The sequence below is a fragment of the Buttiauxella sp. AC038 genome, assembly GCF_979253565.1.
In genome coordinates, this window is sequence record NZ_CEEDCQ010000001.1 from 322,451 (window position 1) to 347,325 (window position 24,875).

Genomic DNA, 24,875 nt, shown 5'->3' on the forward strand with positions numbered 1-24,875 from the left:
TCCCTTTAAACAAGCCTTGAATTTGCAAGCGATATCACAAAATTGGGATTCATTTATTCGGATGAGCGGTTGACAGGTGTTTCTTAGGGGCAATATTTGTGATTTAAGTCACGAACTTTTGATATAAGCTCTATGAACTAAGGGTAAAGAAAATCTCTATATTTCAATGGATTAATATTATCGATTGGGAAATGGAATTCACCGATGTTATTTGAGTTGTAAATGAAGAATATCAGCTTTCAAAAATGTGACTACTCACGCATTTTTCTGCGGATGAAAGGGAGTGGAATTAATTAAGAGGCGTGAAAGAAAGAGGAAAAACTGTTTACAAGACAGTCAGGCGGAATTTAGTTTTTCAGAAGTGTGATGCACGAAAGATTGGTGGGTTAAGAACCCAGGCGGATTTTAAGTTGTGGACGGCGTGAAAAACAAAAAGTAGCAGCAGACCGCAGCCATTCCGTAAAGAATGACCAGCATTAAGATGATTTCAAACCGAAAGCGTTTTAGCAGTTGCTCAGGTTTGATAACAAAACACCCGGCAAGCCGGGTGTTTTTAATAATGAGGGGTTTCATTGCAACTTATGCAGCTGGTTTAACCGCTGGTTTTGCTGCTGGCGCTACTGGTGCAGCGGCTTTTTTGTGGTGCTTTTTAGCAGCCTGAGCTTTCTGTGGCGCTACTGGAGTTGCAGTGGTAGCGGCTTTTTTGTGGTGCTTTTTAGCAGCCTGGGCTTTCTGTGGTGCTGCTGGAGTTGCAGTTGTAGTGGCTTTTTTGTGGTGCTTTTTAGCTGCTTGCGCTTTCTGAGCTACCGGTGCTGCTTTATGGTGTTTCTTGTGGTGCACAGTAGTGGTGTGTTTTGCTGGAGCAGGTGCTGCAGTAGTTTCAGCAGCGAAAGCAACAGAGGACATACCCATTACAGCAACAGCAATCAGAGTTAATACTTTTTTCATTTTGATAGTCTCGTATTTGTTTATGTGTGGGTTGTTGGCCCGTTGAAATAACTTTATGCCAACAAACAAATACGTTCAGTGAGTGATTGGTGTCGGTACGTAACGGAATGTACAGCCTGTTAACACAACCGCTGCGGATGGGTATAAACCGTGGCTCGACCTGGTTTGCTAAATCCAACGAGCGTCAGGTTGCAGCGGCTTGCCACTTCAACGGCAAGCGTGGTTGCGGCTGAGACGGCAAACAGAATCTCCACCCCGCACTGGGCCGACTTTTGCACCATCTCATAGCTGGCGCGGCTTGAGACTAAAACTGCACCGTTTTGCCAGGCCTCACGCCCACGGGCGCCAAGCAATTTATCCAGGGCTACGTGGCGGCCGATATCTTCTTTGCCATCCAGAATAGTGCCGTTTTCATTAAGCCAGAGTGCGGCATGCGTGCAGCCGGTGAGTTGCCCGACTGGCTGGTAGTCGCGCATCTGGTTTAAGGCTGCATCAAGGTTGTTCAGGTCGAATGTTTGCGTAAACGGCAGGGGAGAGATTGGGCGGCCAATATCGTTGAGTTGCTCAACGCCACAAACGCCACAGCCAGTGCGCCCGGTAAGAGAACGGCGGCGTTCTTTCAGCCCCATAAAGCGGCGGCTTGAGAGCTCAATTTGCACTTCCAGGCCGTTACACACTGGCGAAACATCAATTCCGTAAATGTCTGATGGCGATTCAATTATCCCTTCTGATAAGGAAAAACCTAATGCAAAAAGCTCCAGATCTTTGGGAGATGCCATCATTACCACATGCGAAATACCATTGTAGACCAGAGCCACCGGGACTTCTTCAGCCAGCCAGTCGCCTTTAGCCTCGAGTAAATCGTGGCGTTGCCATAACTCAATCGTCCGGGCACCAGTGATGGTGTTCACATTTTCGTTCTGATTTGGTTCGGAATTGTTCACTTTGTCTTAACCTGATTGGAACAGCCTTAATCCTAATGTGGTATTCTGGAAACACTACCCCTATTGGATTAGGGGGTATTTCCAGTTTGGGTTTGATTGTGAACCTTCATCGGTCAAACCGCAAAAATTACACTTATTTACCCTAAATAATTCGAGTTGCATCGCGGCGGCAAGAGAGCGAGTCCCGATGAGCTTAGTGAACTAAGTGATTCGGGTGAGAGAACGCAGCCAACAAAGATGCAACTTGAAGTATGACGGGTATAAAGCTTGTGAAAAATGTCGAAACAAGGAGCACCCATGCAGGTCAGCAGAAGACAGTTCTTTAAGATCTGTGCTGGCGGTATGGCAGGGACTACGGCAGCCGCATTGGGCTTTGCCCCAGGCGTGGCACTTGCGGAAACACGGCAATATAAATTGCTGCGCACCCGTGAAACGCGTAATACCTGCACATACTGTTCCGTTGGTTGTGGGCTATTGATGTATAGCCTCGGCGACGGCGCGAAAAATGCCAAAGCATCTATCTTCCATATCGAAGGCGACCCGGATCACCCGGTTAACCGTGGTGCACTTTGCCCTAAAGGTGCAGGACTTGTGGATTTCATCCACAGCGAAAGCCGTCTGAAATTCCCGTCTTACCGCGCACCAGGCTCGGATAAGTGGGAGCAGATCAGTTGGGAAACGGCATTTGACCGTATTGCCAAACTAATGAAAGCTGACCGCGATGCCAACTTTATTGCCCAGAACGACCAGGGAACCACGGTTAACCGTTGGCTCTCCACCGGCATGTTGTGCGCATCCGCTTCCAGTAATGAAACCGGCTATTTAACCCAGAAATTTTCCCGCGCCCTCGGCATGCTTGCCGTGGATAACCAGGCGCGTGTCTGACACGGACCAACGGTAGCAAGTCTTGCTCCAACATTTGGTCGCGGTGCGATGACCAACCACTGGGTTGATATCAAGAACGCCGATCTCGTTATTGTGATGGGTGGAAACGCGGCAGAAGCTCATCCAGTCGGGTTCCGCTGGGCGATGGAAGCCAAAATCCACAACGGCGCGAAGCTGATTGTTATCGATCCGCGCTTTACGCGAACCGCATCGGTGGCGGATTTCTACACTCCGATTCGTTCCGGTTCTGACATTGCTTTCCTGTCAGGCGTGCTGCTGTACCTGATAAACAACAATAAATTCAACCGTGAATACGTTGAGGCTTACACCAACGCCAACCTGATTGTGCGTGATGATTACAGCTTCGATGACGGCCTGTTCTCGGGCTACGACGCGGCAAACCGTAAATACGACAAAACCACCTGGAACTATGAGCTGGACGAAAAAGGTTTCGCCAAACGCGACCTGACGCTGACTCATCCGCGTTGCGTGTGGAACCTGCTCAAAGAGCACGTTTCTCGCTACACGCCGGAAGTGGTTTCCAATATTTGCGGCACCCCGAAAGATGATTTCCTGAAAGTTTGTGAATACATCGCAGAAACCAGCGCAAAAAATAAAACTGCATCGTTCTTGTATGCGCTGGGCTGGACGCAACACTCCGTGGGCGCGCAGAACATTCGCACCATGGCGATGATTCAGTTGCTGCTTGGCAACATGGGAATGGCAGGCGGTGGCGTGAACGCCCTGCGCGGTCACTCCAATATTCAGGGTCTGACGGACCTCGGCCTGCTGTCACAAAGCTTGCCGGGCTACATGACGCTGCCGAACGAGAAACAAGCCGATCTCCAGACTTATCTTGCCGCCAACACGCCGAAACCGCTGCTGGAAGGCCAGGTCAACTACTGGGGCAACTATCCGAAATTCTTCGTTTCGATGATGAAAGCTTTCTTTGGCGACAAAGCCACAGCGGAAAATAGCTGGGGTTATGACTGGTTGCCGAAGTGGGACAAGGGCTACGACGTCCTGCAATATTTCGAGATGATGAACCAGGGCAAGGTGAACGGTTATCTGTGTCAGGGCTTCAACCCTGTTGCCTCGTTCCCGAACAAAAACAAAGTTATTGCGTCACTGTCGAAGCTGAAATTCCTCGTGACCATCGACCCGCTGAACACTGAAACCGCGAACTTCTGGCAAAACCACGGCGAATTTAATGATGTTGACCCGTCGAAAATCCAGACCGAAGTGTTCCGCTTGCCATCCACCTGCTTTGCCGAAGAAAACGGTTCTATCGTTAACTCCGGCCGCTGGTTGCAGTGGCACTGGAAAGGTGCGGACGCCCCAGGGGAAGCGCTGAACGATGGCGAAATCCTCGCGGGCATCTTTAGCCGCATGCGCCACATGTACCAGGCCGAAGGCGGTGCGCTGCCTGAGCAAGTGCTGAACATGACCTGGAATTACCAGACGCCTGATAACCCGGCGCCGGAAGAAGTGGCGATGGAAAGCAACGGTAAAGCGTTGCAGGACGTTGTCGACCCGGCAACCGGTACGGTTCTGGTGAAAAAAGGCCAACAAATCAGTTCATTTGCTCAACTGCGCGATGACGGTACCACTTCAAGTGGCTGCTGGATCTTCGCTGGCTCCTGGACGCCAGACGGCAACCAGATGGCACGCCGTGATAACGCTGACCCGTCTGGTTTGGGTAACACGTTAGGCTGGGCCTGGGCGTGGCCGCTTAACCGTCGCATTCTGTATAACCGTGCTTCTGCTGATCCTGCAGGTAAACCGTGGGATGAAAAACGCCGCCTGATTTCCTGGGATGGCGCGAAGTGGAGCGGCGCGGATATTGCCGACTACAGCACTGCCGCGCCGGGCACCGACGTTGGGCCGTTCATCATGCAGCCGGAAGGTTTAGGGCGTCTGTTTGCTATCGACAAGATGGCAGAAGGGCCGTTCCCTGAACATTACGAGCCGTTTGAAACACCGCTTGGCACCAACCCGCTGCACCCGAACGTGGTTTCTAACCCAGCGGCGCGCGTGTTTAAAGGTGACCTGGAAGCGATGGGCAAACACGACAAGTTCCCGTATGTCGGCACCACGTATCGTCTGACCGAGCACTTCCACTACTGGACCAAACACGCGGTACTCAACGCCATCGCGCAGCCAGAGCAGTTTATCGAGATTGGCGAGAAGCTCGCAAATTCACTCGGTATTGCTCACGGCGACACGGTGAAAGTCTCCTCCAACCGTGGCTTTATTAAAGCCAAAGCGGTGGTGACCAAGCGTATTCGTCAGCTCGATGTGAACGGCCAGAAAGTGGACACCATCGGTATTCCGATTCACTGGGGTTATGAAGGCGTGGCGAAGAAAGGCTTTATCGCTAACACCCTGACGCCATTTGTCGGTGATGCCAACACGCAAACGCCTGAATTTAAGGCGTTCCTGGTCAATGTGGAAAAGGTGTAGCGGAGAGGAATTATGGCTTATCAATCTCAAGATATTATCCGCCGTTCCGCCACCAACGGCCTCACGCCCGCGCCTCAGGCGCGGGATCACCAGCAAGAGGTCGCGAAACTTATCGACGTGACCACCTGCATTGGCTGTAAAGCCTGCCAGGTGGCCTGTTCGGAGTGGAACGATCTGCGCGATGAGATCGGCAGCAACGTCGGGGTGTATGACAACCCGGCGGATCTGACCGCGAAATCGTGGACGGTGATGCGTTTCTCGGAAGTGGAGCAAAACGACAAGCTGGAATGGCTGATCCGCAAAGATGGCTGTATGCACTGTGCGGATCCGGGCTGCCTGAAAGCCTGCCCGGCTGAAGGCGCGATCATTCAGTACGCCAACGGCATTGTCGATTTCCAGTCCGAACAGTGCATCGGCTGCGGTTACTGTATCGCCGGTTGCCCGTTCGACGTGCCGCGCCTGAACCCGGAGGACAACCGTGTCTACAAATGCACCCTGTGTGTAGACCGTGTGACCGTCGGCCAGGAGCCTGCTTGCGTTAAAACGTGCCCAACCGGGGCGATTCATTTCGGCTCGAAAGAGGATATGAAAACGCTGGCGGGGGATCGTGTGGCTGAGTTGAAAACGCGTGGTTTCGACAACGCCGGATTGTACGACCCGGAAGGCGTTGGCGGCACTCACGTCATGTACGTGCTGCATCATGCGGACAAGCCGACGCTGTATCACGGCCTGCCGGAAAATCCGTCCATCAGCCCAACCGTGAAATTCTGGAAAGGTGTCTGGAAGCCGCTGGCCGCCATTGGCTTTGCTGCAACCTTTGCCGCCAGCGTGTTCCACTATGTGGGTGTCGGCCCGAACCGTGCCGAAGAAGAGGACGATAACTTGCACCATGAGGATGACGAGGTGCGCAAACCATGAAAAAACAAGTGACTATTCAGCGTTATAGCGCGCCTGAGCGCATCAACCATTGGGTAACCGCCTTCTGCTTTATGTTGGCGGCCATTAGCGGGCTGGGCTTTTTCTTCCCCTCCTTCAACTGGTTGATGCATGTTCTCGGCACGCCGCAGCTGGCGCGCATCCTCCACCCGTTCGTCGGTGTGGTGATGTTTGCCTCGTTTATCATCATGTTTTTCCGTTACTGGCACCACAACCTAATCAATCGGGATGATATCTTTTGGGCGAAGAATATTCGTAAGATCATCGTCAACGAGGAAGTGGGTGATACCGGGCGTTATAACTTCGGCCAGAAATGCGTGTTCTGGGCGGCGATTATTTTCCTGGTGTTACTGCTGGTGAGCGGCGTGATTATCTGGCGTCCTTACTTCGCTCCTGCTTTCTCAATCCCGGTGATTCGCGTAGCCCTGATGGTGCATTCATTTGCGGCAGTGGCACTGATTGTGGTTATTATGGTCCACATCTACGCCGCCCTTTGGGTGAAAGGCACGATTACTGCGATGGTGGAAGGCTGGGTCACAACGTCCTGGGCGAAGAAACACCATCCGAAATGGTATCGTGAAGTTCGCCAAAAACAGGAAAAACGACAGGAATGAGTATTCGCATAATCCCGCAAGACCAGCTGGAGAAGAGCGACAAACGTACGGCGGAGATGATCCCGCCGTTACTGTTCCCCCGGCTGAAAAATCTCTACAACCGCCGTGCAGAACGCCTGCTTGAGTTGGCCGCCGATAATCCGCTGGGTGATTTCCTGCGCTTTGCCGCGCTAATCGCCCACGCCCAGGAAGTGGTGCTGTACGACCACCCGCTGGAAATGGACTTAACGGCGCTGATTCAGAAATCCTCTGAAACGGGCAAACCGCCGTTAGACATCCATGTTCTGCCGCGTGACCCACACTGGCAGCGTTTGCTTAACTCGCTGATTGCTGAGCTAAAACCAGAGATGAGCGGCCAGGCACTGGCGGTTATCGAAAACCTGGAGAAAGCCTCAACGCAAGAGCTGGAAGAGATGGCTACTGCGCTGTTTAACGCTGATTTTGCACTGGTTTCCAGCGACAAAGCCCCGTTCATTTGGGCGGCGTTATCGCTCTACTGGGCGCAAATGGCAAGCCTGATTCCTGGGCGTGCGAAAGCGGAATACGGTGAGCAACGCCAGTTTTGCCCGGTTTGCGGTTCGATGCCGGTTTCCAGCATCGTGCAGATTGGCGGCACCAGCGGCCTGCGTTATCTGCACTGCAACTTGTGCGAAACCGAGTGGCACGTGGTGCGGGTGAAATGCAGTAACTGCGAGCAAACCCGCGATTTGAACTACTGGTCGCTGGAAAGCGAGCAGTCAGCAATTAAAGCGGAAAGCTGTGGCGACTGCGGCACTTACCTGAAGATTCTATATCAGGAAAAAGATGCCAAAGTCGAAGCCGTGGCCGACGATTTAGCCACACTGGTGCTGGATGCTCGCATGGAGCAAGAAGGCTTTGCCCGCAGCAGCATTAATCCTTTCCTGTTCCCAGGGGAAGGCGAGTAATCAGTTCCCAGGGCGGAGAGCTTTGGCTTATCCGCCCTGGTCATCACGCAGGATAACAATATGTCCCTCGAACCCGGAATCGCCGGGCTGGTTGATGAGTTCATCGACTCCGGCCGCCCTTCTTCACGCCAACAAACTTTTGCCGAACGCCGGGCCGGGTATATCGCCAGCACGGTTTTAGCGGGCGAAACGGAAACCCGGGTCGACGTGAAAGACATCTGTCTTGATGGCTGCACGTTACGTATGTTTTCCCCGCTCAATGCCACCGGATCGCTTCCTGCCGTGATCTACTACCACGGCGGTTGCTTTGTTAGCGGTGGGTTTGAAACCCATGACAATCAGTTACGCCAGCTTTGCTATCACAGTGGTTGCCGGGTGATTGCCGTTCAGTATCGCGTGGCACCGGAGCACACTTATCCGGCAGCGCATGATGATGCTGAGCGTGCAGCGGACGCTATCTGGCAAGCGGCTGATCAGCTGGAAGTGGATTGTGAACGAATAACGCTCGCGGGCGACAGCGCTGGTGGACATATTGCCCTGGTCACCGCCCTGCGCCTGAAAAGTGCGGGAAACTGGTTGCCTGCGCGCCTCATGCTGATTTACCCGATGCTGGACGCGACGGCAGAATCTGTCAGCTATCAGGAAAATGGCTACGACTACATCATTACCCGCGATACGCTGCTTTCCGGCTACGAAGCCTATATGCCCGATCTGGACGCAATGGATGATGAAGCCAGCCCGTTATTTCGTGAAGATTTTGCAGGCTTGCCACCGGTGCATATCATCACCGCTGAATACGACCCCCTTCGCAATGAAGGCGAGGTGCTGCATGAGTGCCTGATGGACCAGGGCGTTGAGTCCACCTGCCAACGCTATCTCGGTGTGATCCACGGCTTTTTCCAGCTTGGTGGTATCAGCCAGGCAGCGCGCGACGCCATGCGTGATGTTGCGTGGCGGGTCGGTCAATAAGCTCAATCAATCCCTTGCACCACTCCGGCCAGGCTATGCTGGCCGGGGCTTTTCGTTCAGAGAAACCCGACTCTGCGCACTCAGCCTTCCGTTAGCTCATCATAAAGATTGCGAAGACGGGTTCGTAGATAAAGCACGGCCTTGTGCTTGCGGGATAACAGTGCCTGAACGCTAATGCCTGTTTCTTCCGCTAACTCCTTAAAGCTGTAGCCGTGGAGTTCGGTTTTTTCGAACGCCTCACGCTGCGCCACAGGAAGCTCCGACATCGCATCTTCCAGCTCATCCCAGAGCAATTGACTCAAATATTCGTCTTCCGGTGACTGCGGCACGCCAAACAACGTTTCCGCCAGTTCGTCTTCCGGAAGAAAACCCTCATCGTCGTCAGAATAATAGTCAGAAAGCGGAAGCTCGCGCTTTTTACGTGCCCTGTCGGTCATTTCATTACGAGCGGCGCGAAACAACCAGGCGGCGACGTTCTCCACCGGTTGCTCCACTTTCATCAACTGCCATGTCACTTCTTGCAGGATATCGTCTGCGTCATCACGAACCGGCGTGCGGCCAACGATAAAAGCTTTCAGCTTCGAGCGACATGCAGTCAGTGCCAACATGACTCGAGAGTGTCCTGCCGTCCCGGCTTTCATTACCGTCACTCAGCCTGCGTCGGTTTCTGGGCGCTATCTTCCGGCTTCTGACGGCAATGCTCATTCTCACCCTGCCGCTCGTGGCGATCGGCATGATGCTCATCGCGATGATGGCAATGGCCGCGACCATGACGCCAGAATCCACCGCGGCGCTGTTGAACAAACTGTTCGCGCTGCTCTGGTGTCATTTGCATCCAGCGTTCATGCATACGGCGGCGCTCCCGGCCCATACCGAACATCCCAGGACGCAGCCCAAGGCCGCCGAACAGAATACGGCACAGCACCAGCAACCCAAGCGCCTGCCAGAAGCCAATGCTTTTCACGCCGATAATCGCAGGCAGCAGTGCATTCCACAGAGACATCACCAGCAGGCTCAGCGCGATAATAAACACAATGCCCATCAGCAGTGGTTTAGCCATCGGGTGACCACCGAATCCGCGACCGTGCTCCCGGCCATGTCCACGCATATCAAAATCTCTCATCATTTTTACTCCTCATCAGATTAGTTAATTATTGCTTCTGATGAGGTAGACGAATGAGAAGTAGAAATATTGTCGGGAAAATGAAAAATTTTTCTGTTCGGAGTGAAGGCGCATCCTCTCCGGCACGTGTTTTTTGCGGTGAATAAGTGGGGGATGTAATACCAGCCAATCTAAATTGGCTGGTATTTGCATAACAAATCAGTCCTTCTTAATCATCTGCACGATTTGGTCGTCATTAATCTGGCGCTCGTTGCCTTGCTGATCGGTGTAACTAATCAGGCCAGTATCTGAATCCACTTGTGGTTTCCCCTGCGTCACAATCATATCGCCTGCTTTGGTCGACATAACGTAATCGCTCGAACACGCCGTGACCGAAAGCGCTACACCGCTTAACAGCAGAACTGCCATCAATTTTTTCATGCTGAAATGTCCCTTTTAAATAAGAAGGGGATTCTACCTGTTGTGCTCAAGACAGATTGTTAAGGTGTATGACGAAGGGTTTTTGGAGCTATGGTGCTGCTTTGCTACAAAATAAAAAAACCGCATGGCTTTACCATACGGTTTTTTAACTTTTTCAAGGTATTAACGCTGTTTAAGAACTCAAATGCGCTTGTTTCCTGCGTGCGACGTCAATAAACAAAATGCTGGCAGCAAAGGATAAACAGGACGTAATAATCAGCACCAGAAGGTATGAAGTGACGTAGTTATATTCTTTGTCTAAATGAGTCAGCTGTTCAGAAATCAGGTCGATGTTATCTACCGTGTAGCTTCTGCAAGCATAAAGCCCGTACCAAAAGGCACTGAAGCCGACCAGACACGTGTAACAGAACCAGGTGAGTTTTTTATCTATGTACTCAAGATAAAATTTGGGGTCGGAGTAGGCCACTTTGAGAAGCCCAAAAAAACAGCCAAAGTAGATGCCAATCAACCACTTCAACACATCCCAGTTCATACAAACCTCTTAAATTGCTGCTACCTGTTTCGTCAGGCATTAAAAAAGGGCTACGCTTCACGTAACCCCTTGTTTTATTTCGTTTACGCCAGGTAAGTCTAACGGACTGATTCTTTTGCTTATGTGGCGGAAATAATATCGGCGCAGTATCTCACATGCTGGGGTGACAAAGAAGAGCGTGCAGGGGCGTGTGGATGAAGGCGTTGCTTTAAAAAAATGGCAGATGTCGCAAGCTAATCCGCCCTACAAAACCTGATTAATTGCTGGCAACGCTAATCACGCATCATGTTGCTTAATGATTAATTTTGCGCCCTGATTGAGTAACTGATTAATTTAATACTCTCGCCGCATGCCAGCGCGATACGTTCAAGAGCTGCATGGTCTTCAGGCGTTAGACGAGCAGAAATCTTCCCGCTGTATGATTTATAAGGCTCAATGTTTTTTGCACGGCATGTATCAAGAAAGAATTTCAGAGATTCGGCTCCCTCTGTTTTCAATTCCTGCACACTGTAGGCGTAAAAATCTGCACCGCCGTTTAAGCCAACGAACTCGCCGCGAAACATTTCAATGTCTGGGTCGAAGCTAACAATGGCTGTGTGGCCGTCAATTTTAAGCATGTTATTCATGGTTTGATTCCCGGACCAGTATTCGTTGGGGGAATAAGCGCATCAACATAATGCTGGCAGGCGTCGAGCACCTGGAAGAGATCGTGCGTGGCACCGAGCGGGGTTTTTAATAGCGATGTGATTGCGGATTCAGTAACTGGTTGTGGGTATGCGGTTTCAGCGTGAGTGATTGTGGTGAGCCTCCGTCTAGTACTCGTAATACTTTTCGGGGGCGTTTTTTTTCAGGTAGCCCTATGGTAGGGTGTGTACCTTTAAGGCCACACTAAACTCAAGGGTACATACATGTCAACGGTCAAATATGATGCTAAACAGTCCGCTTCCGGTAAAAATCCTGCTTTTCAGATCAGGATCTCACCAGAGCTGAAAGCTCAATTTGAAGTTGCAGCGAAAGATGCAGGTATGAGCTTGGGGAATTGGTTGAAGACGCTTGGCAGGAAAGAGTTACAGCGTTTGGGGATTGATATTAAATATCCGTAGTTACTGATGCGTAATAGTTAAGTTCAATCGACTTCTACCGCAAATTTTAATTTAGATTTTTTAGCTTTTGTTATAATTACATGTGAATACTTTTTATTAGACATCAACGTATTATACATAGACTCTTCAAATTGATGAGTCACTTGGCAACCAAGTATTACTCTTTTTATTGATTCAGGAGGTAATGGATACAAGTCATAAGTATTGTCTATTTTAGTGGCGGCATCCTTTTCCATTGCAAATATTCTCCACTCTTGTTCGTATTCCCACTCTTTACTTTTAACTAAGTAGTGCTTGGCAATATCATTTGAAATAGGATCGATTTTTGGAATCTCATCCAAATAATCCACCTTTCTTAAATGTCCATACTCATCTTTTAAGCTTCTTCCTTTATGGAAAAAATTATTTTTTGGATCAAATTCAATTACAAATCCGGTGTGGGAGGATGCGTAATGAGCCCACATCAAAAGATTATTAGGCTTTTCGGTAAAACATAAGACTCTTGTTATTCTTATAAATTCTTCATTAAACTTGGTCAGACTTTCAGATGTTATACTAACTATATTATTTCTGTTTGCGTTAAATTTTGAGTTCAAAAATAGTTTAGTACTTTCAAGAACTAGTTTTTTATGTTCGGGGGTAAGACTTTCAAGTAATAATCTCTGCTCCAAATTTAGATTTTCTATGATATCGAGGCTTTTAATACGTTCCTGCAGGTTTTGCATGAACCCGTCAAGGTCATACAAAGAATGAAACTCAAATGGATCATTAAATTGTCGAGGGTTATTAAAGCAAATTAAGTTATTTTGTAATACATCAATACGTTCCGGCGGAAAGTATTTGAACATTTTCTGTCCTTATTACTAATAATTTTTATGCAAAAATGGCGGAAGATCACAGGAGTTGAACCTGCCCGGCACCGCTGGCGGCACCAACTGGATTTGAAGTCCAGCCGCCTCACCGGAGACGACGATCTTCCTAGCCTCGATTGCTACATGGAGGCGGTGCGCAGTATACCGACTTTTCCCCCTTACCAAACAATGCTTTGTCCTTTCCCCAATCATTTCTCAGAAACTATTAGCCAGATCAATCAAACCGCCCGAAAAACACCCATTCCTTAACTCTTAGTCTGCTAAGAGAGCGACACTGCTCACAGTTATTAAGAAACGTAATCTGATAACCAGAAATTGGAATTCCGGCCCGCCTCCCGATGCTTTAAAACCTGAACTATCGAATTTTTTACACTCGCTTTTAAAGGTGATCACCAGACCCACTGGCACACCGTTTCCAAAAATTCAGTATTCAAAAGGACGGCATAATGAAAATTAGTGACGGTAACTGGCTGATTCAGCCCGGTTTAGCGCTTATCCACCCGGTGCAGGTTTTCGATGTGGAGCAGCAGGGTAATGAGATGGTGGTGTACGCGGGCATGAAAGATGTGCGCGAACGTGGCAATCAGCTCGATACACCTCTGTTTACGCTGCGCTTTTTCTCCCCGCAGGAAGGGATTGTCGGTGTGCGCATCGAGCACTTCCAGGGCGCGGTGAATAACGGCCCGCATTACCCGTTGAACGTGTTGCAGGACGTGAAAGTCACCATGCAGAACACGGAAGCGTTTGCCGAGCTGAAAAGCGGCAACCTGGCGGTGCGTGTCACCAAAGGCCTGGACTGGGCGCTGGATTTCCTGCGTGACGGCGTGCGTATCACCGGCAGTGCGGTGAAAAACAACGGCTACGTGCAGGACGGTAATACCGGAAATACCCATATGTTCGAGCGTCTGGATTTGGGCGTTGGCGAAACGGTTTACGGTCTGGGCGAGCGTTTTACCGCGCTGGTGAAAAACGGCCAGACAGTGGAAACCTGGAACCGCGACGGCGGCACCAGCACCGAACAATCTTACAAAAATATTCCGTTTTACCTGACTAACCGTGGCTACGGCGTGCTGGTGAACCATCCGGAATGTGTCTCTTTTGAAGTGGGTTCCGAGAAAGTCTCCAAGGTGCAGTTCAGTGTCGAAGGTGAATATCTCGAATATTTCGTGATTGACGGCCCAACGCCGAAAGCGGTGCTCGACCATTACACCCGCTTCACTGGCCGCCCGGCGCTGCCACCAGCGTGGTCGTTTGGCCTGTGGCTCACCACTTCCTTTACCACCAACTATGACGAAGCGACGGTCAACAGCTTTATCGACGGTATGGCGGAACGCAATTTGCCGCTGCACGTTTTCCACTTCGACTGCTTCTGGATGAAAGCCTTCCAGTGGTGCGATTTCGAGTGGGACCCGGTGACGTTCCCGGACCCGGAAGGGATGCTGAAACGCCTGAAAGCGCGCGGCCTGAAAATCTGCGTGTGGATAAACCCCTACATCGGCCAGAAATCCCCGCTGTTCCGCGAAGGGATGGAAAAAGGCTATCTGCTGAAACGCCCGAACGGCGCGGTGTGGCAGTGGGATAAATGGCAGCCAGGCCAGGCGATTGTCGATTTCACCAACCCGGCAGCTTGCGAGTGGTATGCCGGGCACCTGAAACGCCTGGTACGCATGGGTGTGGATTGCTTCAAAACCGACTTCGGCGAGCGTATCCCGACTGACGTAGTGTGGCATGACGGCTCTGACCCGCAGAAAATGCACAACCATTACGCGTTCATCTATAACGAGCTGGTGTGGAATGTGCTCAAGCAGGAGCTGGGTGAAGAAGAGGCGGTGCTGTTTGCGCGTTCGGCTTCCGTGGGCGCACAACAATTCCCGGTTCACTGGGGTGGCGACTGCTACGCCAACTACGAATCTATGGCGGAAAGTCTACGCGGTGGCTTGTCGCTCGGCATGTCCGGTTTCGGTTTCTGGAGCCACGATATTGGCGGGTTCGAAAACACCGCACCTGCGCATGTATACAAACGCTGGTGCGCGTTCGGGCTGCTCTCCAGTCACAGCCGCCTGCACGGCAGCAAATCCTACCGTGTGCCATGGGCGTATGACGACGAAGCCTGCGATGTGGTGCGCCACTTCACGCAGTGGAAATCGCGCATGATGCCGTATCTGTACCGCCAGGCCGCGTTTGCCGCAGAATTCGGTACGCCGATGATGCGCTCGATGATGCTGGAGTTCCCGGACGACCCAGGTTGCGATTATCTCGACCGCCAGTACATGTTGGGTGAGTCAGTGATGGTTGCGCCGGTGTTCAGTGAAGCGGGTGACGTGCAGTTCTATTTGCCGGAAGGCCTCTGGACGCATCTGTTCAACAACGTTGAAGCGCAGGGAAGCCGCTGGCATAAAGAGCAGCACGGTTTCCAGAGCCTGCCAGTGTATGTGCGTGACAACACGCTGTTGGCGCTCGGTAATAACGACCAGAAGCCGGATTACGCATGGCACGAAGGCACCGCCTTCCAGCTGTTTAATCTCGACGATGGCCGCGAAGCAATTTGCGAAGTCCCGGCGGCAGACGGTTCGGTTATCTTCACGCTGAAAGTGAAGCGGGAGGGCAACACGCTGACGGTGCAGGGTAAAGGCCAGGCGAAAGACTGGACGCTGTGTCTGCGTAATATCGGTAATGTGAAGAGCGTGAAGGCAGGTAAGAGTGTTGCGGGCGAGCAGGGTGTGGTGATTACGCCAGATTCAGCTGAGTCAGGTTTGGTTATCGAGCTTTAGTGAATGTGTCGGATGTCGCTAACGCTAATCCGACCTACGAAGAGCAGTTGTAGGGTGGATTAGCGCAAGCGACATCCACCGTTTTTTTATTTAACCCTTCATCCACACCCGCAACCCATCGAGGAACATTTGGGTTGCCAGCATGACCAATATCAGCCCCATTAAACGCTCCAGCGCATTCACCCCTTTCTCGCCCAACAGGCGTAAGAAAAGAGAAGATTGCAGCAAAATTGCCACGGTACCGCCCCAGGCCAGTAAAAGTGCGGCGACTAAATGCCCCATCTGGTTTGGATACTGATGCGATAACAGCATTAAAGTTGCCAGAAGTGTCGGTCCGGCAACCAATGGAATCGCCAGTGGCACGATAAAGGGTTCTTCACCCGCAGGCAGGCCAGAAGCGTTTCCTTCCTTGCTTGGGAAAATCATTCTGATGGCGATCAGGAACAGAATAATCCCGCCGGAAATCGACACGCTTTCCGCACGCAGATTAAGAAACGCGAGAATTTTTTCCCCGGCAAAAAGGAAAATAAGCATGATTATCAGCGCAATAAGCAGCTCGCGGATCATGATGGCCCGGCGGCGCTTCGGCTCGGTATGCTTGAGCACCGACATAAAAATCGGCAGGTTTCCTAACGGGTCCATAATCAGGATTAACAGTACTGCCGCAGAAATGATTTCGGTCATGAATGGTGTTCTCTAATAAATAACGTGTTCATTGATAAGTTCTATTTCTAATAGCTTGCATATCATTGATTAATTTCACTTGCGACTTCGGCAGCATTTTGTAAGGTGAACAGTAATCTCAATTAATGTACACAACACACATCCGCAGGATTAGTCGCTATGAAAAATGTTGGTTTTATCGGTTGGCGCGGTATGGTCGGTTCCGTTCTCATGCAACGCATGGTTGAAGAACGCGATTTTGACGCCATTCGCCCAGTTTTCTTCTCCACTTCCCAGTTAGGCCTCCCGGCCCCGTCTTTTGCAGGCCAGAACAATGGTACGCTGCAAGACGCATATGACCTGGAAGCGCTGAAGGCACTGGACATTATCATTACCTGCCAAGGCGGCGATTATACCAACGAAATCTATCCAAAGCTCCGTGAAAGCGGCTGGCAAGGTTACTGGATTGATGCAGCGTCTTCACTGCGTATGAAAGATGACGCGATTATTATTCTCGACCCGGTAAACCAGCACGTTATTCAGGAAGGTCTGAACAACGGCGTGAAAACCTTTGTTGGCGGTAACTGCACAGTTAGCTTGATGCTGATGTCCCTTGGCGGCCTGTTCGCAAACGACCTGGTTGACTGGGTTTCTGTTGCGACTTACCAGGCGGCATCCGGCGGCGGTGCACGCCATATGCGTGAACTGTTGACCCAGATGGGCCAACTGCATAGCCATGTTGCCAGCGAGCTTGCTGATCCTGCATCTGCCATTTTGAATATCGAACGTAAAGTGACTGATCTTGCTCGTGGCGGCAGCCTGCCAACCGATAACTTCGGTGTGCCATTGGCTGGCAGCCTGATCCCATGGATCGACAAGCAGCTTGATAATGGCCAGACCCGCGAAGAGTGGAAAGGCCAGGCTGAGACCAACAAAATCCTTAACACCGGCACTATCATTCCAGTTGATGGCTTGTGTGTCCGCGTTGGCGCACTGCGCTGCCACAGCCAGGCATTCACCCTCAAACTGAAAAAAGATGTCTCTCTGCCAACCATCGAAGCGATGCTGGCCGGGCATAACGATTGGGTCAAAGTCGTGCCAAACGACCGTGATATCACTATGCGTGAGCTGACACCTGCGGCAGTAACCGGCACGCTCACTACTCCAGTCGGGCGCTTGCGTAAACTGAATATGGGTCCTGAGTACTTGTCTGCCTTCACTGTTGGCGACCAGTTGCTGTGGGGCGCTGCCGAACCGTTACGTAGAATGTTGCGCTTGCTCGCATAATTACACTTACTGACCAAAGGGGCATTGCAGCCCCTTTTTTTATCACGTCATATACCCTTCATACTTCACGTTATGGATGTGTTGGTTGCACTCCGTCACCCCAGTCACTTACTTAAGTAAGCTCCTGGGGATTCCTGAGCTTACCGCCTTCCCATAACGTGAATTATTTGGGTATACATGAAGCGTATGACTTTCGTTCATTAATTTTCGGGAGCAAAACAGAGCGTTGGCTATGCTTTATTCAGGGCAGTGAAAAACTGTCTTGATGGGTTGTTGGGCGGAGCAGCTTACAGGAGTTCCATTTACGCTGCCTGTTGGGTCAATGATAACTTTCACCTGAGCGTGTAAGCGTAGCGCCGGGATGAAACATAAAAAACAGGACGAATTCCATGTCTGTTCATCCAGAGAAAGACGTGATAAATGCGCTAATTGCGGGTCATTTTGCTGATCCTTTTTCGCTGCTGGGAATGCATAAAACTGAAGCCGGGCTGGAAGTTCGCGCCCTGTTACCGAACGCGACAGAAGTGTGGATTATCGACCCGAAGACCGGTGGGAAGGTCGGTAAGTTAGAATGTATTGATTCGCGCGGTTTCTTTTGCGGGGTAATCCCCCGTCGTAAAAATATCTTTCGTTACCAATTGGCTGTCGTCTGGCATGGCCATGAAAACCTGATTGATGACCCATATCGCTTTGGCCCGCTAATTCAGGAGATGGATAGCTGGCTGTTGTCCGAAGGCACGCATCTACGCCCCTATGAAACGCTCGGCGCGCACGCCGACACAATGGATGGCGTTACCGGTACTCGTTTCTCCGTTTGGGCACCTAATGCCCGCCGTGTCTCAGTTGTTGGTCAGTTCAACTATTGGGATGGCCGTCGTCACCCGATGCGTTTGCGCCGTGAAAGCGGTATCTGGGAACTCTTTATTCCAGGTGCTCATCCAGGGCAGCTCTATAAATTCGAACTGATTGATACTGATGGGCATCTGCGCCTGAAGGCCGATCCGTATGCGTTTGAGTCGCAAATGCGCCCGGAAACCGCGTCGCTGATTTGCGGCTTGCCTGATAAAACCACCCTTAGCCCCGCGCGCCAGCATGCGAATGGCTTTGACCAGCCAATTTCCATTTATGAAGTGCATCTTGGTTCCTGGCGTCGCCATGCCGACAATAATTTCTGGCTCAGTTACCGCGAACTGGCAGATCAACTGGTACCGTACGTCAAAGAGATGGGCTTTACTCACCTCGAACTGTTGCCGATTAACGAGCACCCGTTCGATGGCAGTTGGGGCTACCAGCCACAAGGAATGTATGCGCCGACGCGCCGCTTCGGCACGCGAGATGACTTCCGCTACTTTATTAATGCCGCGCATGCTGCGGGCTTAAACGTGCTGCTGGACTGGGTTCCAGGGCATTTCCCGACTGACGATGCAGGGCTTGCGAAATTCGATGGCACCTCGCTGTATGAACACGGCGACCCGCGCGAGGGTTATCACCAGGACTGGAACACCCTGATTTACAACTATGGGCGGCGTGAAGTCAGTAACTATCTGGTGGGCAACGCACTCTACTGGATTGAACGTTTCGGCATCGACGGTTTACGCGTTGATGCGGTGGCATCGATGATTTATCGCGATTACAGCCGTCAGCCTGGCGAGTGGATACCTAACGATAAAGGCGGGCGTGAAAACCTCGAAGCTATCGAATTCCTGCGTAATACCAACCGTATTATTGGCGAGCAAACACCGGGTGCGGTGACCATGGCTGAAGAGTCTACCGATTTTACCGGTGTGTCTCGGCCACCTTCCATGGGCGGCTTAGGTTTCTGGTTTAAATGGAACCTCGGCTGGATGCACGACACGCTCGATTACATGAAACTCGACCCGGTGCATCGCCAATTCCATCACGACAAAATGACTTTCGGCATGCTGTACAACAGCACCGAAAACTTCGTGCTGCCTTTGTCGCACGATGAAGTGGTGCACGGCAAAAAATCCATTCTCGACCGTATGCCGGGTGATGCCTGGCAGAAATTTGCCAACCTGCGTGCTTATTACGGCTGGATGTGGGCATTCCCCGGCAAGAAGTTGCTGTTTATGGGCAACGAATTTGCCCAGGGTCGCGAATGGAACCACGACAGCAGCCTCGACTGGCATTTGCTGGAAGGGGGCGACAACTGGCACCACGGTGTGAAACGCCTGGTCCGCGATTTGAACCATACTTACCGTCACCACGCTGCGATGCACGAGCTGGATTTTGACAGCTACGGCTTTGAATGGCTGGTGGTCGAAGACAACGTTAATTCGGTGTTTATCTTTGTGCGCCGCGACTCGAAGGGCAATGAAATCATTGTTGCCAGTAACTTCACTCCGGTGCCGCGCTACAACTATCGCTTTGGTATCAACCAGCCGGGGCGTTGGCGCGAAGAGCTGAACACGGACTCAATGCATTATCACGGCAGTAATGCGGGGAACAGTGGCGCGGTATACAGCGACGAGATCCCAAGCCACGGGCGTGACCATTCTCTGAGTCTGACGTTGCCACCACTCTCAACAATTTGGTTGGTACGGGAGGCGGAATGACACAACTGACTGCCGGGAGCCCGGCTCCGTATGGTTCGTTTTTTGATGGCAAAGGTGTCAATTTCACGCTGTTTTCGGCTCATGCAGAAAAAGTCGAACTCTGCGTTTTTGACGAACACGGCCACGAGCGTCGTTATGACTTGCCGGTGCGCACAGGCGACATCTGGCATGGTTATTTGCCCGATGCTAAACCTGGCCTGAAATACGGCTATCGCGTCCATGGCCCGTGGGACCCGCAAAACGGGCACCGTTTTAACCCGGCAAAACTGCTGCTAGACCCTTGCGCTCGAGTAGTTGTTGGCGGTGTCGATAACCACCCTCATCTTCACGGTGGTTATGACGAGCCGAACCTGGAAGACAGCGGCCCACACATGGCGAAATGCGTGGTGGTGCGCGATAAATTTGACTGGGAAGGCGACGAACACCCGCGTACCCCTTGGGGCGACACGGTTATTTACGAAGCGCATGTTCGTGGGTTGACGCTTCTGCACCCTGAAATACCCGAAGAGCTGCGTGGCACTTATGCCGCACTCGGCCATCCGGTGATGATTAACTATTTCAAACGCCTCGGGATCACGGCGCTTGAACTGATGCCGGTCGCGCATTTTGTCACAGAGCCACGCGTCGCCCATTTAGGTTTAAGCAACTATTGGGGCTATAACCCGCGTTCGTTTTACGCCGTCGAAGGCTACTACGCGGTGAATCATGACCCGCTGGCGGCTGCTAACGAGCTGCGTGGTGCGGTGAAAGCGCTGCACGAAGCGGGCATTGAGGTGATTCTCGACATCGTTCTTAACCATAGTGCGGAGCTGGATCGCGATGGCCCGACTCTCTCCCTAAGCGGAATCGACAACCGTAGCTATTATTGGTTAATGGATAACGGTGATTACCAGAACTGGACCGGTTGCGGTAATACGCTGAATCTGAGTACGCCAGGCGTGGTGGCGCAGGTGGTGGATTGCCTGCGTTATTGGGTCGACAGCTGTCACATTGATGGTTTCCGTTTCGATTTGGCTTCTGTTATGGGGCGCACTCCGGAATTTCGCCAGGATGCGCCGTTGTTTGAAGCCATCAAAAATGACCCGGTTTTGTCGCAGATAAAACTGATAGCTGAACCCTGGGATATTGGCGCGGGGGGTTATCAGGTCGGCAACTATCCACCGTTATTTGCGGAGTGGAACGATCATTTTCGTGATGGCATGCGCCGTTTCTGGCTGCGACAAGATTTATCGGTGGGAGGATTCGCTTGCCGCTTTGCCGGTTCAAGCGATGTCTATCGACATGGGGATCGCCTCCCTTCGACCAGCATCAATTTAATCACGGCTCACGACGGTTTTACGCTGCGCGATTGTGTCAGCTTCAATCAAAAACACAATGAAGCGAACGGTGAAGACAACCGTGATGGCACCAACAATAACTACAGCAATAACTATGGCTTCGAAGGGCTGGAAGCTTCACTGAATATTAAGGAAAGACGGCGCGACAGCGTTCACGCCTTGCTGACGTTGTTGCTGCTTTCTCAGGGTACGCCGATGCTTTTGGCCGGTGATGAACACGGTCACAGTCAGCATGGTAATAACAATGCTTATTGCCAGGATAACCAACTGACATGGCTTGACTGGGAAAACTGCAACGATGGCTTAACCACTTTTACCGCGGCATTGATTCATCTACGCAAGACGATTCCAGCACTTACCCGGAATGTCTGGTGGGAGGAAGGCGATGGCAATGTGCGCTGGTGGAATAAAGAGGCTCAACCTCTGAATGCTGACGAGTGGGAGAACGGGGTTCATCGGTTACAAATCCAACTCTCAGACCGTTGGCTAATAACGATTAACGCTACCGAAGAAGTGGCTGACATCGTTCTACCCGAAGGGGAATGGCGTGCTATTCCTCCGTTTGCCGGCGAAGACAACCCGGTGGTAATGGCTGTATGGCATGGTCCCGCGCACGGAGTATGCGTTTTCCAGAAATCATAAAAAAGGAGTCAGTCATGGTTAGGCTTGATAAGAACGATCCTCTGATGTTGGCAAGACAACTGCCAAATAAATCTGTAGCCCTGATTCTGGCTGGTGGGCGCGGTACCCGATTGAAAGATTTGACCTCAACGCGCGCCAAGCCTGCTGTCCACTTTGGTGGCAAGTTCCGTATTATTGATTTTGCACTGTCGAATTGCATTAACTCAGGTATTCGCCGTATTGGCGTGATTACGCAATATCAGTCTCACACGTTGATACAGCATATTCAGCGCGGCTGGTCATTCTTCAGCGAAGAGATGAACGAGTTTGTCGATTTGCTCCCGGCGCAGCAACGTGTGCATGGTGAAAACTGGTATCGCGGCACCGCCGATGCTGTCACGCAAAACCTCGATATTATCCGCCGCTACAAAGCGGAGTATGTGGTTATCCTCGCGGGTGATCATATCTACAAGCAAGATTACTCGCGCATGTTGATTGACCATGTGGAAAAAGGCGCGCGTTGTACCGTGGCCTGTATGCCAGTTCCGATCCATGAAGCATCAGCATTTGGCGTGATGGCGGTTGATAACGAAGAGAAAATAATCGAGTTCGTTGAGAAACCAGCTAACCCACCATCTATGCCTGGTGACGACAGTAAAGCGCTCGCCAGTATGGGTATCTACGTGTTCGATGCAGATTACCTCTACGAACTGCTGGAAGCTGACGATAAAGACGAATCCTCAAGCCATGATTTCGGGAAAGATATCATTCCGTACGTCATGAAATCCGGCTCGGCCTTCGCCCACCCATTCCCACTTTCTTGCGTGCAGTCAGACCCGGATGCCGAACCCTACTGGCGTGATGTGGGGACGCTTGAAGCCTACTGGAAAGCCAACCTCGACCTCGCTTCGGTAACGCCAGAGCTGGATATGTACGACCGGGATTGGCCAATCCGCACGCATATGGAACCGTTGCCTCCGGCGAAGTTTGTGCAAGACCGCTCCGGCAGCCACGGCATGACGCTGAACTCACTGGTTTCTGGTGGCTGCATTATTTCGGGCTCGGTGGTGGTTCAGTCGGTGCTGTTCCCACGCGTGCGCGTTAACTCGTTTTGCAATATTGATTCGTCAGTATTACTGCCAGATGTCGTCGTCGGGCGTTCCTGCCGTTTGCGCCGTTGCATTATCGACCGCGCCTGTGTCATTCCTGAAGGGATGGTCGTCGGGGAAAACGCCGAAGAAGATGCACGCCGTTTCTATCGTTCTGAAGAAGGCATTGTGCTTGTCACCCGTGAAATGCTGGCCAAGCTGCCTGGTTAAGTTTTAAAGGATTGATCACCGTGCAGCAAGGGCTGCACGGTGAAGTTTTATCGTTTGGCGCTCCTGATGTTTACTTGATGAGAGCGCTGCGACTTTCCATACGGGAGCGATAATGCAGGTCTTACATGTATGTTCTGAAATGTTTCCACTGCTGAAAACGGGTGGTCTGGCAGATGTGCTTGGCGCGTTACCGGCGGCACAAATTGCAGGCGGGGTGGAGACGCGAGTCCTGCTGCCTGCTTTCCCTGATATTCGTCGTGGCATTGTTGATGCACAGGTTGTTGCACACCGCGACACCTTCGCGGGTCATATGACTTTGTTATATGGCCATTTCAACGGCGTGGGGATTTACCTCATTGACGCTCCACATTTATACGAACGCCCCGGCAGCCCATATCACGATACCAATCAGTTCGCTTACACCGACAACGTGCTGCGTTTTGCATTGTTAGGTTGGGTTGGTGCTGAGATGGCATGTGGTCTGGACCCCTTCTGGCGCCCGGATATCGTGCATGCGCATGACTGGCATGCGGGCCTGGTACCTGCGTACCTGGAAGCGCGTGGTCGCCCGGCAAAGTCGGTATTTACCGTCCACAACCTGGCGTACCAGGGACTGTTTTATGCCCATCATATGAATGAAATTGATCTGCCCTGGTCGTTCTATGGCATGAATGGCCTGGAGTTCAATGGTCAAATTTCGTACTTGAAAGCTGGCCTTTACTATGCTGATCATATTACGGCGGTCAGCCCGACTTATGCCCGCGAGATAACCGAACCGCAATTTGCCTACGGAATGGAAGGGCTGTTGCGCCAGCGCCACCGCGAGGGTCGGTTGTCCGGCATTCTTAACGGTGTGGATGAGAAAATTTGGGACCCGGCTCATGACTTACTTCTGGCTGCTCGCTATACCCGCGACACGCTTGAGGAAAAGGCTGAGAACAAACGCCAACTGCAGGTGGCGATGGGACTTAAGGTTAACGATAAAGCGCCGCTGTTTGCAGTCGTTAGCCGTTTAACCAGCCAGAAAGGCCTGGATTTGGTGCTGGAAGCGTTGCCGGGGTTACTCGAGCAAGGTGGGCAACTGGCATTACTGGGCGCGGGTGATTCGGTGATGCAGGAAGGATTCCTTGCGGCGGCGGCAGAACATCCAGGGCAGGTGGGTGTCCAAATTGGTTATCACGAAGCTTTCTCGCACCGCATTATAGGCGGGGCAGATGTCATTCTGGTGCCAAGCCGTTTTGAACCTTGCGGCTTAACGCAATTGTATGGCCTGAAGTACGGCACATTGCCATTGGTGCGGCGTACAGGCGGGCTTGCAGATACCGTGTCTGACAGCTCGCTGGAAAACCTGGCTGACGGTATCGCCAGTGGATTCGTGTTTGAAGACAGTAATGCCTGGTCGCTGTTAAGAGCGATTAGACGTGCCTTCGTGTTGTGGTCTCGCCCTTCGCTGTGGCGATTTGTTCAACGTCAGGCAATGGGCATGGATTTTAGCTGGCAGGTAGCGGCGCATTCCTACCGCGATCTGTACCAACGTTTGCTGTAGCCATCCACCAGGAATCACTG

At 51.7% G+C, this 24,875-nt stretch carries 21 protein-coding genes and 1 tRNA gene; 12 read left to right on the plus strand and 10 right to left on the minus strand.

Going from position 1 to position 24,875, the window contains the following annotated elements; all coding sequences use genetic code 11:
- Nucleotides 1–579: 579 nt before the first annotated feature.
- Nucleotides 580–948 carry an acid resistance repetitive basic protein Asr gene (gene asr, locus AC0IXI_RS01515; protein WP_064514407.1) on the minus strand — a complete coding sequence of 123 codons (369 nt, stop codon included), beginning with the start codon at nucleotides 946–948 and terminating at the stop codon, nucleotides 580–582.
- A gap of 119 nt (nucleotides 949–1,067) precedes the next feature.
- Nucleotides 1,068–1,892 (minus strand): formate dehydrogenase accessory sulfurtransferase FdhD, encoded by an 825-nt coding sequence (gene fdhD / locus AC0IXI_RS01520; protein WP_471681846.1) that lies wholly within the window; start codon nucleotides 1,890–1,892, stop codon nucleotides 1,068–1,070.
- A gap of 297 nt (nucleotides 1,893–2,189) precedes the next feature.
- On the opposite strand from fdhD, the gene fdnG reads away from it, so the two are divergent.
- Genes fdnG through AC0IXI_RS01545 form a run of 5 tightly spaced genes read left to right on the plus strand, consistent with a single transcriptional unit; the run spans nucleotide 2,190 to nucleotide 8,685 of the window.
- Nucleotides 2,190–5,240 carry a formate dehydrogenase-N subunit alpha gene (gene fdnG / locus AC0IXI_RS01525; RefSeq protein ID WP_424222322.1) on the plus strand — a complete coding sequence of 1,017 codons (3,051 nt, stop codon included), beginning with the start codon at nucleotides 2,190–2,192 and terminating at the stop codon, nucleotides 5,238–5,240.
- A 12-nt stretch (nucleotides 5,241–5,252) separates the two neighbouring features.
- Nucleotides 5,253–6,158, plus strand: coding sequence for a formate dehydrogenase subunit beta (gene fdxH, locus AC0IXI_RS01530; protein ID WP_064561184.1), 906 nt, complete (start codon nucleotides 5,253–5,255; stop codon nucleotides 6,156–6,158).
- A complete protein-coding gene (gene fdoI / locus AC0IXI_RS01535) occupies nucleotides 6,155–6,790 on the plus strand; it encodes a formate dehydrogenase cytochrome b556 subunit (protein ID WP_471681847.1) in 636 nt (211 codons plus the stop codon). Before fdxH ends, fdoI begins: the two co-directional genes overlap by 4 nt.
- Nucleotides 6,787–7,716 carry a formate dehydrogenase accessory protein FdhE gene (gene fdhE, locus AC0IXI_RS01540; RefSeq protein WP_064514396.1) on the plus strand — a complete coding sequence of 310 codons (930 nt, stop codon included), beginning with the start codon at nucleotides 6,787–6,789 and terminating at the stop codon, nucleotides 7,714–7,716. The genes fdoI and fdhE overlap by 4 nt, the downstream gene beginning before the upstream one ends.
- A 60-nt stretch (nucleotides 7,717–7,776) precedes the next feature.
- Nucleotides 7,777–8,685 (plus strand): alpha/beta hydrolase, encoded by a 909-nt coding sequence (locus tag AC0IXI_RS01545; RefSeq protein WP_471681848.1) that lies wholly within the window; start codon nucleotides 7,777–7,779, stop codon nucleotides 8,683–8,685.
- Between the two features lie 80 nt (nucleotides 8,686–8,765).
- On the opposite strand, the gene AC0IXI_RS01550 is transcribed toward AC0IXI_RS01545, so the two are convergent.
- The 5 genes from AC0IXI_RS01550 to AC0IXI_RS01570 form a co-directional block, all read right to left on the minus strand.
- A complete protein-coding gene (locus tag AC0IXI_RS01550) occupies nucleotides 8,766–9,326 on the minus strand; it encodes an RNA polymerase sigma factor (RefSeq protein WP_413499564.1) in 561 nt (186 codons plus the stop codon).
- A 5-nt stretch (nucleotides 9,327–9,331) separates the two neighbouring features.
- Nucleotides 9,332–9,808 (minus strand): hypothetical protein, encoded by a 477-nt coding sequence (locus AC0IXI_RS01555; protein ID WP_471683188.1) that lies wholly within the window; start codon nucleotides 9,806–9,808, stop codon nucleotides 9,332–9,334.
- A 198-nt stretch (nucleotides 9,809–10,006) separates the two neighbouring features.
- The gene (locus AC0IXI_RS01560) at nucleotides 10,007–10,228 is read right to left on the minus strand and encodes a YgdI/YgdR family lipoprotein (protein ID WP_134185701.1); all 222 of its coding nucleotides are present in this window, start codon (nucleotides 10,226–10,228) and stop codon (nucleotides 10,007–10,009) included.
- A 172-nt stretch (nucleotides 10,229–10,400) separates the two neighbouring features.
- Nucleotides 10,401–10,760 carry a hypothetical protein gene (locus AC0IXI_RS01565; RefSeq protein WP_134185699.1) on the minus strand — a complete coding sequence of 120 codons (360 nt, stop codon included), beginning with the start codon at nucleotides 10,758–10,760 and terminating at the stop codon, nucleotides 10,401–10,403.
- Between the two features lie 299 nt (nucleotides 10,761–11,059).
- Entirely contained in the window at nucleotides 11,060–11,386 is a 327-nt protein-coding gene (locus tag AC0IXI_RS01570) for a type II toxin-antitoxin system HicB family antitoxin (protein WP_471681849.1), read from the minus strand.
- A 282-nt stretch (nucleotides 11,387–11,668) separates the two neighbouring features.
- On the opposite strand from AC0IXI_RS01570, the gene AC0IXI_RS01575 reads away from it, so the two are divergent.
- A complete protein-coding gene (locus AC0IXI_RS01575; protein ID WP_471681850.1) occupies nucleotides 11,669–11,863 on the plus strand; it encodes a toxin-antitoxin system HicB family antitoxin in 195 nt (64 codons plus the stop codon).
- A 23-nt stretch (nucleotides 11,864–11,886) separates the two neighbouring features.
- Here AC0IXI_RS01575 and AC0IXI_RS01580 read toward each other — a convergent pair whose 3' ends face one another.
- Nucleotides 11,887–12,711, minus strand: coding sequence for a DUF2971 domain-containing protein (locus tag AC0IXI_RS01580; RefSeq protein ID WP_471681851.1), 825 nt, complete (start codon nucleotides 12,709–12,711; stop codon nucleotides 11,887–11,889).
- Between the two features lie 36 nt (nucleotides 12,712–12,747).
- A tRNA-Sec gene (locus AC0IXI_RS01585) sits at nucleotides 12,748–12,842 on the minus strand.
- A gap of 339 nt (nucleotides 12,843–13,181) precedes the next feature.
- Between AC0IXI_RS01585 and yicI the strand changes: the two genes are divergently transcribed.
- Nucleotides 13,182–15,506 (plus strand): alpha-xylosidase, encoded by a 2,325-nt coding sequence (yicI, locus tag AC0IXI_RS01590; protein WP_471681852.1) that lies wholly within the window; start codon nucleotides 13,182–13,184, stop codon nucleotides 15,504–15,506.
- Nucleotides 15,507–15,596: 90 nt separating this feature from the next.
- Here yicI and AC0IXI_RS01595 read toward each other — a convergent pair whose 3' ends face one another.
- Entirely contained in the window at nucleotides 15,597–16,190 is a 594-nt protein-coding gene (locus AC0IXI_RS01595) for a YhgN family NAAT transporter (protein ID WP_064514385.1), read from the minus strand.
- A 159-nt stretch (nucleotides 16,191–16,349) separates the two neighbouring features.
- On the opposite strand from AC0IXI_RS01595, the gene asd reads away from it, so the two are divergent.
- The 5 genes from asd to glgA all read left to right on the plus strand — a co-directional run bounded on the left by asd (nucleotide 16,350) and on the right by glgA (nucleotide 24,855).
- Entirely contained in the window at nucleotides 16,350–17,456 is a 1,107-nt protein-coding gene (gene asd / locus AC0IXI_RS01600; RefSeq protein WP_064514384.1) for an aspartate-semialdehyde dehydrogenase, read from the plus strand.
- A gap of 389 nt (nucleotides 17,457–17,845) precedes the next feature.
- The gene (gene glgB, locus AC0IXI_RS01605; protein ID WP_471681853.1) at nucleotides 17,846–20,032 is read left to right on the plus strand and encodes a 1,4-alpha-glucan branching enzyme; all 2,187 of its coding nucleotides are present in this window, start codon (nucleotides 17,846–17,848) and stop codon (nucleotides 20,030–20,032) included.
- A complete protein-coding gene (glgX, locus tag AC0IXI_RS01610; RefSeq protein WP_471681854.1) occupies nucleotides 20,029–22,011 on the plus strand; it encodes a glycogen debranching protein GlgX in 1,983 nt (660 codons plus the stop codon). Before glgB ends, glgX begins: the two co-directional genes overlap by 4 nt.
- 14 nt (nucleotides 22,012–22,025) lie before the next feature.
- Entirely contained in the window at nucleotides 22,026–23,309 is a 1,284-nt protein-coding gene (glgC, locus tag AC0IXI_RS01615; RefSeq protein WP_064514378.1) for a glucose-1-phosphate adenylyltransferase, read from the plus strand.
- A 112-nt stretch (nucleotides 23,310–23,421) separates the two neighbouring features.
- The gene (glgA, locus tag AC0IXI_RS01620; protein WP_471681855.1) at nucleotides 23,422–24,855 is read left to right on the plus strand and encodes a glycogen synthase GlgA; all 1,434 of its coding nucleotides are present in this window, start codon (nucleotides 23,422–23,424) and stop codon (nucleotides 24,853–24,855) included.
- Nucleotides 24,856–24,875 lie beyond the last annotated feature (20 nt).

Bases quoted from the DNA above. Each gene is read 5' to 3' on its own strand.
- asr (WP_064514407.1), bottom strand. From the start codon at position 948: ATGAAAAAAGTATTAACTCTGATTGCTGTTGCTGTAATGGGTATGTCC.
- fdxH (WP_064561184.1), top strand. From the start codon at position 5,253: ATGGCTTATCAATCTCAAGATATTATCCGCCGTTCCGCCACCAACGGC.
- fdoI (WP_471681847.1), top strand. From the start codon at position 6,155: ATGAAAAAACAAGTGACTATTCAGCGTTATAGCGCGCCTGAGCGCATC.
- fdhE (WP_064514396.1), top strand. From the start codon at position 6,787: ATGAGTATTCGCATAATCCCGCAAGACCAGCTGGAGAAGAGCGACAAA.
- AC0IXI_RS01545 (WP_471681848.1), top strand. From the start codon at position 7,777: ATGTCCCTCGAACCCGGAATCGCCGGGCTGGTTGATGAGTTCATCGAC.
- AC0IXI_RS01550 (WP_413499564.1), bottom strand. From the start codon at position 9,326: ATGAAAGCCGGGACGGCAGGACACTCTCGAGTCATGTTGGCACTGACT.
- AC0IXI_RS01555 (WP_471683188.1), bottom strand. From the start codon at position 9,808: ATGAGAGATTTTGATATGCGTGGACATGGCCGGGAGCACGGTCGCGGA.
- AC0IXI_RS01560 (WP_134185701.1), bottom strand. From the start codon at position 10,228: ATGAAAAAATTGATGGCAGTTCTGCTGTTAAGCGGTGTAGCGCTTTCG.
- AC0IXI_RS01565 (WP_134185699.1), bottom strand. From the start codon at position 10,760: ATGAACTGGGATGTGTTGAAGTGGTTGATTGGCATCTACTTTGGCTGT.
- AC0IXI_RS01570 (WP_471681849.1), bottom strand. From the start codon at position 11,386: ATGAATAACATGCTTAAAATTGACGGCCACACAGCCATTGTTAGCTTC.
- AC0IXI_RS01575 (WP_471681850.1), top strand. From the start codon at position 11,669: ATGTCAACGGTCAAATATGATGCTAAACAGTCCGCTTCCGGTAAAAAT.
- AC0IXI_RS01580 (WP_471681851.1), bottom strand. From the start codon at position 12,711: ATGTTCAAATACTTTCCGCCGGAACGTATTGATGTATTACAAAATAAC.
- yicI (WP_471681852.1), top strand. From the start codon at position 13,182: ATGAAAATTAGTGACGGTAACTGGCTGATTCAGCCCGGTTTAGCGCTT.
- AC0IXI_RS01595 (WP_064514385.1), bottom strand. From the start codon at position 16,190: ATGACCGAAATCATTTCTGCGGCAGTACTGTTAATCCTGATTATGGAC.
- asd (WP_064514384.1), top strand. From the start codon at position 16,350: ATGAAAAATGTTGGTTTTATCGGTTGGCGCGGTATGGTCGGTTCCGTT.
- glgB (WP_471681853.1), top strand. From the start codon at position 17,846: ATGTCTGTTCATCCAGAGAAAGACGTGATAAATGCGCTAATTGCGGGT.
- glgX (WP_471681854.1), top strand. From the start codon at position 20,029: ATGACACAACTGACTGCCGGGAGCCCGGCTCCGTATGGTTCGTTTTTT.
- glgC (WP_064514378.1), top strand. From the start codon at position 22,026: ATGGTTAGGCTTGATAAGAACGATCCTCTGATGTTGGCAAGACAACTG.
- glgA (WP_471681855.1), top strand. From the start codon at position 23,422: ATGCAGGTCTTACATGTATGTTCTGAAATGTTTCCACTGCTGAAAACG.